Here is an 8,833-nt window from a genome sequence, read left to right on the forward strand (position 1 = left end):
ATCTTCGCCCCGAACTTTTTCCGGTCTGCTTTGCCTGGATACTCAGAACCCGGCTATCGTGTCGCGGGCGTTCACGGCAACTGCGTGGAATGCTTCGGCAAGCTTGCCCTTTCCCAGCTGGCCACGCTCGGCGTTTTCCTCGCACTGCTGCAAAACGTAGTTTTCCATGGCGGCAACATCCGGGTGCTGGGTGAAGTGCGAACGCAAGGCGTCCATCTTCTTCTCGAAGAATTCGGTGATGTCCACATAGGCGTTCTCGCGTTCCTGCGGAGCCCCGCACAACCAGAGCCAAGGCACCTTGTAGGCTTCCAGTCCTTCGCCATGCAGCAGCTCCGGGTAGGAGAACGGATTCTCCACCGCCGGGTAGATCGCACGGGTGACCGCTTCACCGCAGGCCAGATGGTCTGGGTGCGAGGCCTGTATCCGATCCCACTTGCGCTCCGGGTGCATTGCAATCACGATGGTTGGCTTCACCTGGCGCATCAGCCGGACCACCTTGCGCATGACATCGTGGTTGGCTTCCAGGAAGCCATCGCGTTCGCCAAGGAAGTGGACCGTTTTCACACCCACCTTGGCGGCGGCCTGTTTCTGCTCTTCGTGGCGCAGCTTAGCCGTTTCCTCAGGATCCCGGTCATCAAAACCGCCGGCGTCGCCGTCAGTCATGATGCAATACTGAACCTCTGCCCCCGCCGCGGTCAGGGCCGCTACCGTCCCGGCTGCCCCAAAGTCCAGATCATCGGGATGGGCGCCGAAGGCCAGGACCCGTTGGGCGCCTGCACCAATGAATTGCGCTGTATCGATCATGCCTTGCGACGTCGAATCTCTTCGGCGGCCTGCGGCAGGACCTTGGCCAGGTCACCAACGATACCCAGGTCTGCGATCTCGAACACCGGGGCGTCGACATCCTTGTTGATCGCGATGATGAACTTGCTGGTCTGCATTCCGGCCTTCTGCTGTATCGCTCCCGAGATGCCGGCAGAGATGTACAGCTGCGGTGCGACGGTGGCACCGGTCTGGCCGATCTGCGCATCGTGCGAGATCCAGCCGGCATCGGTAGCTGCACGAGAAGCGCCCACGGCAGCTCCCAGGGCATCGGCAAGGTCTTCAACCGGGCCAAAGTCTCCGTTGACTCCACGACCACCAGCAACCACGACGCGCGCTTCGGTCAGGGCAGGTCGATCACTTGCGACTTTCGCCTCCGCCGCAGCAATCCGGACCTTGGCATCGTTGGAGTTCTCCAAAGCCAATTCCTCAACTGCCAAGGCGGTGTTGGAGGCCGCTGGCGCGTCTACGATGCTGTTCGGCTTCAAGGTGGCAAACAGGGTGCCGTTGGTTGCCCTGGCCTGAACGCTGTAGCTTCCTGCCAGTTCATCCTTGGTAGCTACAAGATCCCCGCTGATGCCAATGACGTCGGTGATAATCGCACCGTTGCGGCGCACAGCCAAACGGGCACCGAGCTCACGGCTGAAATTGTCATTAGCAAGCAAGACCAATTCGGCGGCAGTAGCCTGCACGGCTGCGTCAAGCACGGAAATTTCGTGCTGGCCGAAAACTGGGGCATCGCCGGAAGCGGTGAATAGCTTCACCACGCCATAGGAAGCGAGAACCTGCTGGGCTTCGTCGCTGACTTGGTTGGCAACGGCCACGGCCGGGTTCTCGAAACCAGAGACCAGGGTCAGCAGTTCGCGCTGGCCTTTGGAGGGAGCCGCGGAAAGCTCAGTGAAAAATACTAGTGCTGAAGGCATGTTCAATATTCCTTAGATCAGCTTCTGTTCGGCCAAGAAATCAACCAAGGCGATACCTGCCTGGCCGCTGTCGTTGATGACCGTTCCGGCTTCGCGGGCAGGGCGGGCTTCAGCTGCGATAACTTCGGTGTTCGAGCCGAGGGCGCCGACCGCGGCTGCATCCAGGCCGATAGCGGCCAGGTCCAGCTCGGTGACAGTCTTCTTCTTGGCAGCCATGATGGCCTTGAAATTCGGGTAGCGCGGCTCGTTGGCCTGGTCGGTGACCGAGAGCACTGCCGGCAGGTTCGCCTTCAGGGTCAAAGTGCGGTCCAGGTGATCGCGCTTAATGGCCAGTTCACGCTGTGCGGCATCGAACTCAACGGCCAGCGCGTGAGTCAGCTGCGCAAAGCCCAGCCGTTCTGCGAGCTGGGCTGGAACAACCGAGGTTTCAGCGTCGGTCGAGGACATCCCGGTAATAACCAGGTCCACGTTGCCGGCATGCTCAACCAGCGCCGCAAGCGCTTTCGACGTGGCGATGGTGTCGGATCCGGCCAAGGCGTCATCGTTCAGATGCAGCCCTGAGCTGGCACCCATCTGCAGGGCCTTCTTGACGGAGTTGCCCGATCCCTTGCCGCCCATGGTCGCGGCGATGACTTCATGCCCGGCGGCGAATCCGCCGTTGGCTTCCACGATGGAAACAGCAGCTTCCACGGCGTATTCGTCAAGTTCGGAGAGTACTGATTCTGCACGGTCAAGGCGCAGCGTTCCCGAATCGATATGACGGTCAAATTGAACATCTGGGACGTGTTTGACCAGGACCACTATTTTCAGTGGAGTGGTGCTTTCCTCGCTCATTCGCGCCTTCCTACGAGCTTCGATGCCCGCACCGGTGCGGGGCACCGGGGCAGGCTAATTCCTTCAGTGTCTATCGTATCGACACAATGCAGTTCACTGGGTGTTTATCGCTCTCAGATCAACAAGTGACGCGGGCTAGTCGATCACCAGCCCGCGTCACTTGTTTCACAGCGTCATCATGACGATTTGTTTAGTTATTTGACAGCGCTCCGACAGTTGCTGTTGCGGTCTGTTCCTTGCCATTGCGAAGGTAGCTGATTTCCACTTCTCCCCCGGCTGGAATCTCGCGGATGGCCGCGGTCACGGTCTGCGAGTCCTGGACTGCACGGCCGTTGACGCCGGTGATCACGTCACCGGACTTCAGACCGGCCTTATCAGCTGCCGAGTCAGGGCTAATTTCAACAACGCGGGCACCCACCGAGAACGCCGAAGCGTTCTGCTGGTTCGATCCAGCTGCGCCCTGCGGGGTCACCGTGGCTCCGAGCAGACCGTGGGTAGCCACGCCGTTATCGATCAGTTCCTGGGCAACACGCTTTGCGTAGTCGATAGGGATCGCGAAGCCAACGCCAATCGATCCGCCTTCTTCACTGTTGCCTGCCGAGGCAATAGCAACGTTGACACCGATGATTTCACCATTGGCGTTGACCAATGCGCCGCCGGAATTGCCGTGGTTGATCGCCGCGTCAGTCTGGATGACGTTTACGTAGATCGAACCGCTTGAACGCTGCTGCTCTTGTTCCTGTCCCGGGAACTGGAAGTTGAATTGGTTGCCATCCCCGCCCTCGCTCTGGTCGCTTTCCTTCGGAACGGCCGAAGAAGCGATGGAGATGGTGCGGTTCAAGGTGGAAATGATGCCGTCGGTGACGGTGCCGCTTAGACCCAGCGGTGCGCCGATGGCGACAGCGGTATCCCCGACATTCAGCTCGGCCGAGGAACCCACGGTGGCAGGCACCAGGCCGTCGGCCTGGATATTGATGACTGCCAGGTCCGATAGAGGATCTGTGCCTACCACGGTGGCACTATGCACCGAACCGTCGTTCATCTGGACCGAAATTTTGGGATTGGCAACTTCGCCACCCAGGGTAACCACGTGGGTGTTGGTCAGAATATTGCCCTTGTCGTCCATGACGATGCCCGATCCGGAACCGCCAGAACCGTTGCCGGAAACCTCGATGGTCACCACGCTGGGGCTTGCCTTGGCGGCAGCGGCGGTGACTTCGGTGACCTTGTCCGGGTTGTTGATCACCACGCCCTCACGCGGCGAACTGCTCACCGAGGAAGACCCCGCGTCGTCATTCATCAGGTAGGTCGTGCCAGCGGCAGTGACGCCGCCTACCAAGGCCGCGGCAACCATTCCGGCGATGAGCGTGCTGCCAGAGAAGGACTTCTTGTCCTTGGAAGGCTTCTCGGGCGGGATCGGGTAATTCGCAGGCTCGTTTGACGGAGGGCCGTAAGGGGAACCGTAGGGAGAGCCGTTCTGGACTTGCTGGGCGTCGGAATGCTGTCCGTGGGAGTGGGCCGCGTTCTGCGTTCTGTCAACGGACGGCGCGGGGTAAACGCTGGTTGGATTCTCGCTGGCGTTTGGAGCCTGATTCACTCGCGGGTAGCGCACCGTAGGTTCGGCCGAAGCAATTGGGTCGTTATTGGTGTCGTTAATTGGCTCTGCTGAATCGCCCGCATCGTTCCCACGTGGCTCATTCGGTGTCTGGCTCATGGCTTGCCTCTTTCGAACTGTCGAATCTCTTGAGTTCTATTATCCAACTCTGGTCTGTGGCATCGAATTGTGGTGTCTGAGCACCGGCTGTGAGTTAACTATTCTGCCAGCTGAATGTCGTAGACGTTGTTCATTAGGGCAAATAGAATCAATCATAAGTGTGAACCCAATCTCGGGGATCACCAGATCGGGATTCTCCCGATTTTAGATTGACTGATGCATTTCAGGTGGGGAACAAGACATGCGTATGAAAGCTCGACGGCTCATTGCTGGAGCAATATTGGCAACGGTAGCCTCTTTCGGCTTATCGGCACCTGCGATGGCTGAATCGCCTGTAACGATTCCACCTGGCGACTTCGTCGTCGATTCTTCAGGCGTGCTCGGCTCCGACGAAGCGCGTTTGGAATCCGAAATTAAGGAACTTCGCAGCAATACCGGACTAAACCTGTTTGCGATATTCGTCGACGAGTTCTCCAACCCAGACCAGGCAGATCAATGGGCCGCCGAAGTTGCCAACCAAAAGGGTTTGGGCAGCGCTGACTCCATCCTGGTGGTGGCAACCGAGACCCGCCAAGCATATTTTGCTGGCGCCGAAGGCGGTCCGATTGCCAAAGCCGATACTGAAATCTACAGCAGCCAAATCAGCCCGGCACTCAGTGAGAAAAACTGGGCCGGTGCAGTCGAGGGGGCCATCGCTGGCATGCGCAGCGTTGAAGGTGGAGGCAGCCCAGATGGTTCATCCTCTGGCGGTGGTTTCCTAACCGTCGTCCTGGCCATTGGTGCCGTTGCTGTGGTTGGGTTCCTTTTCCTTTCACGGCGCAGCAAGAAGAAGACCGCGCAGCTCGGCCAGAGCCAAGGCCAACACCCAGGACAGTACGGCGCCCCTGCTCCGCAGCAGCAACTGGTCCCCCTGGACAAGCTCCGTTTGCAGGCAGACCAATTGCTGGTGGCTGCAGATGACTCGATCCGTTCTTCGCAGCAAGAATTGGGCTTCGCCGAAGCACAATACGGCAAGCAGGCTGTCCAGGTCTATGTGGAGGATATTGAACAAGCCAAGAACCACCTGACTGAATCTTTCCGCCTGCAGCAGCAGTTGGATGACGATATCCCCGATACCGAGCAAGATCAGCGTTCATGGTTGAATGAAATCATCGACCGTTGCAAGAAGGTCAACAGTTCCCTGCAGGCCCATGCCGACGAGTTCAAGCAATTGCGCCAGCTGGAGCAGAATGCCGAGGATCGCATTACTGAGGTATCGGCGAACCAGGAACCGCTCAACCAGAGGCTGTCGGCCCGCGTGGCAGACTTGGAACGCCTTGCCGGCCAATATGATGCCAGCGCAGTATCGCAGATCAAGGACAACGCCGACCAGGCCGCCGAGCGCCTGACCTTTGCTTCTTCCGCCTTGAAGCAGGCATCAGAGAAACTGGCCACTGACCGATCCAATGCCGCGATCTTGATCCAGAATGCGGAAGAAGCCCACGACCAGGCCGATGTGCTGCTCAAGGCCATCAACAAGGCTGGCGAAGCCTTGGGGCAGGCCCAGCAAGACTTGAAGTCCGCAATCGCGCTGGCCGAACGCGACCTGGCTCAAGCGAAGGCCTTCGTGGGCAACGGAGCAAATCCCCGCCTTTCCAGCGCCGCGGCCGGTGTCGAAAGCACTCTGGCGAATACCAAGCAAGCACTGAGCAGCGGCAAATACAACCCGCTGGCTTTGATCACCCAGCTCGATGAGTCCGTTCGCCCGCTTTCAGAAGCTCTTTCAAGTACGCGTAACCAAGCCCAGCAGGAACAATCAGCCCGTGCACAACTGGATTCGTTGCTGCACACCGCAGCGTCGCGCATCAGCGGTACCGACGATTACATCCGTGCCCGTCGCGGCGGCGTCCGCTCTTCAGCTCGAACCCGCCTTGCTGAGGCCCAGCGCACCTTCGATGAGGCGCGCTCGCTTTCTGGCAGCGATCCGCTGCGTGCTGTAGGTTCCGCACAGCGTGCCATTCAGCTAGCTGACCAAGCTGCGCAGATGGCCGAAAGCGACGTCAGCGGATTCGACGGCTTCGGCGACTCGCGCGGTTACGGGAACTACGGCCGTGGCCGCGGGGGCGGGATGTTTGATGGCATCGGTGGCGCGATGCTCGGAGGCATCCTGATCAATACCATCCTCGGCGGCGGAGGCCATGGCGGTCATTCCGATGGCGGCGACGGTGGAGGTTTCTTTGGCGGGGGCGGCTTCGGTGGCTTCGGCGGCGGCGGAGGCGGCTTTGGAGGAGGTGACTTCGGAGGCGGAGGAGGCGGCAACTTCTAGCTTGCCGGACCAGTTTCACCAGAAGGTTTCAAGTTCATAGTGTTTTCTTGACGGACAGAAAGGTCCAACCATGATCAAGCAGTCAATCTTCGGACGCATTTCCCAGTTGGCCAAGGCCAATATCAATGCAATGCTCGACTCAGCTGAAGATCCCCAGAAAATGATGGATCAGATGGTGCGCGACTACAACGACAATATTGCTGAAGCAGAGCAGGCGATTGCCCAGACCATCGGCAACTTGCGCATGCTGGAAGACGACTTCCGCGAAGACGAGCAGGCAGCTTCCGAGTGGGGCAACAAGGCTCTGGCAGCATCCAACAAGGCAGAAGAGTTCCGTGTTGCAGGCAATGCCGATGATGCCTCGAAGTTCGACAACTTGGCTAAGGTCGCCATCCAGCGCCAGATGCAGGCCGAGTCCGAGATGAAGACCGCCGAGCCGACGATCGCTTCGCAACGCGAGATCGTGGACAAGCTCAAAAGCGGCTTGAACATGATGAAGGAAAAGCGTACCGAACTGGCAAGCAAGCGCGACGAGCTGGTCGCCCGTTCCAAGTCGGCACACGCTCAAAACCAGGTCAATGAAGCCATCAAGTCCGTGAACATCATGGATCCGTCCAGCGAAATTGGTCGCTTCGAAGAAAAGGTTCGTCGCGAAGAAGCCCGCGTTCGCGGTGCTGCAGAATTGCAGGCATCAAGCCTGGACTCCCAGTTCGAGTCTTTGGAAGATCTGGGTGAGCAGACCGAGGTGGAAGCCCGTCTGGCCGCTCTGAAGGCCAAACAAACCGATGCTTTGGAGAGCTAAACTTTCTGCTCTCTGAACTGTGTCAATTGGCTGGCATTGCGAAAGCATTGCCAGCCAACTTCTTTAATGCTTAAACCAAAAGCGGAGACCCTTCCGGATCTCCGCTTCCACTTTCGTGGCGGGGAGAGGATTTGAACCTCTGACCTCCGGGTTATGAGCCCGGCGAGCTACCGAACTGCTCCACCCCGCGTCGGTAAATACAACATTACCAATCAGTGAATGACTTGGCCAATCCTGGGATAGTGCATTGCGTCACCAAGAGACCCCTGGCTCGTGAAGCAGGGAAATCGCCCCACTTCCCACGGCATCTCCCCAGGGGCAAGGGAAAACTTTTCAGGACCATCCGGCGGGCTCGAAACAAAATCAACGCCATGGGTCCGCTGCCTGTCCGCCTCGGCCCAGTGAATGCGGACATATTAGTTGCTCCCCCATCGGGAAGTCGATCATGTGCCTACTGGCGCTTGGCCACGCTCACCCGTTGGCGCCGTCCTGAGAAATCCAATTAAACCAAAAACGGAGACCCTTCCGGATCTCCGTTTCCACTTTCGTGGCGGGGAGAGGATTTGAACCTCTGACCTCCGGGTTATGAGCCCGGCGAGCTACCGAACTGCTCCACCCCGCGTCGGTAAATACAACGTTACCAATCAGTGAATGACTTGGCCAATCCTGGGATAGTGCATTGCATCACCAGGACACCCCCGGCTCGCGAAGCGGGGGCAACCGCCCAACTCTGCACAGGCTCTGGGCTATAGGCAATAAAGTGTGTCTGAAAACCTGATCCTGCCCCGGAAAGCCGGGGCAGGATCAAGGTTCACATGGGTATTGAATCCATAAGTGTGAAGCTTACTGGACAATCCCATACTTGTATTATCTGTCATTCCCGACTGAAGAAAAACGGAACCACCTCCAAAGGAACCCAGCGCTGGCGCTGCATCACCTGCAATGCCAGCACCGTTTTCAAGCGCGAAGACACCACCGCCCGCAACCAACTCACCGGCTTCGTCACTTGGCTGATGAGCAAACATTCCCAAGCCGAATTCGGCGGCGGAACCGGCCGCACCTTCCGGCATCAGACCGCTTGGTGCTGGAACGTGCACCCCTACCTGCATCACACCGGCGAGGTCTTCGACGAGATCCAAGTCGACGGCATCTATCTGCGCCAAGGCTGGTGCCTGCTGATCGCCATCGCTCACGGACGTGTCATCGGATGGCAGTGGTGCGACCGCGAAAAAGCCGAGGCCTGGACCGTGTTGCTGCAGCATTTCCCCGAACCGAAAGTCGTGGTGACCGACGGCGGATCAGGCCTGATGAAAGCGCTCAAAGAGTTCTGGCCGAACGTGAAAATTCAACGCTGCTTGGTGCATATCCAGCGCAACGTGCGCACCTACCTGACCCTGAATCCGCGTTTGCCTGCAGGGAAGTCGTTACGTCGA

6 protein-coding genes, 2 tRNA genes and 1 pseudogene are annotated in these 8,833 nt (G+C 58.7%); 3 read left to right on the top strand and 6 right to left on the bottom strand.

What is annotated here, in order from left to right:
- Positions 1 to 42: 42 nt before the first annotated feature.
- The 4 genes from ACNPN0_RS11680 to ACNPN0_RS11695 form a co-directional block, all read right to left on the bottom strand.
- Positions 43 to 804: a PIG-L deacetylase family protein gene (locus ACNPN0_RS11680; protein WP_105661499.1), complete on the bottom strand. Its 762-nt coding sequence runs from the start codon at positions 802 to 804 to the stop codon at positions 43 to 45.
- Positions 801 to 1,745 carry an electron transfer flavoprotein subunit alpha/FixB family protein gene (locus ACNPN0_RS11685; RefSeq protein ID WP_400342179.1) on the bottom strand — a complete coding sequence of 315 codons (945 nt, stop codon included), beginning with the start codon at positions 1,743 to 1,745 and terminating at the stop codon, positions 801 to 803. Before ACNPN0_RS11685 ends, ACNPN0_RS11680 begins: the two co-directional genes overlap by 4 nt.
- A gap of 12 nt (positions 1,746 to 1,757) precedes the next feature.
- Positions 1,758 to 2,579: an electron transfer flavoprotein subunit beta/FixA family protein gene (locus tag ACNPN0_RS11690; protein ID WP_332498157.1), complete on the bottom strand. Its 822-nt coding sequence runs from the start codon at positions 2,577 to 2,579 to the stop codon at positions 1,758 to 1,760.
- A 190-nt stretch (positions 2,580 to 2,769) separates the two neighbouring features.
- Positions 2,770 to 4,293, bottom strand: coding sequence for a S1C family serine protease (locus ACNPN0_RS11695; RefSeq protein WP_400342178.1), 1,524 nt, complete (start codon positions 4,291 to 4,293; stop codon positions 2,770 to 2,772).
- Positions 4,294 to 4,612: 319 nt separating this feature from the next.
- Between ACNPN0_RS11695 and ACNPN0_RS11700 the strand changes: the two genes are divergently transcribed.
- Positions 4,613 to 6,598: a TPM domain-containing protein gene (locus ACNPN0_RS11700; RefSeq protein WP_448938107.1), complete on the top strand. Its 1,986-nt coding sequence runs from the start codon at positions 4,613 to 4,615 to the stop codon at positions 6,596 to 6,598.
- 70 nt (positions 6,599 to 6,668) lie between these two features.
- Positions 6,669 to 7,400, top strand: coding sequence for a PspA/IM30 family protein (locus tag ACNPN0_RS11705; protein ID WP_105656844.1), 732 nt, complete (start codon positions 6,669 to 6,671; stop codon positions 7,398 to 7,400).
- Positions 7,401 to 7,516: 116 nt separating this feature from the next.
- Here the strand turns inward: ACNPN0_RS11705 and ACNPN0_RS11710 are convergent.
- A tRNA-Met gene (locus tag ACNPN0_RS11710) sits at positions 7,517 to 7,590 on the bottom strand.
- 358 nt (positions 7,591 to 7,948) lie between these two features.
- Positions 7,949 to 8,022: transfer RNA gene (locus ACNPN0_RS11715), tRNA-Met, on the bottom strand.
- Between the two features lie 193 nt (positions 8,023 to 8,215).
- On the opposite strand from ACNPN0_RS11715, the pseudogene ACNPN0_RS11720 reads away from it, so the two are divergent.
- Positions 8,216 to 8,833: pseudogene (locus ACNPN0_RS11720) on the top strand (IS256-like element ISAar5 family transposase); the annotation flags it as partial.

The organism is Glutamicibacter sp. AGC84 (assembly GCF_053543575.1).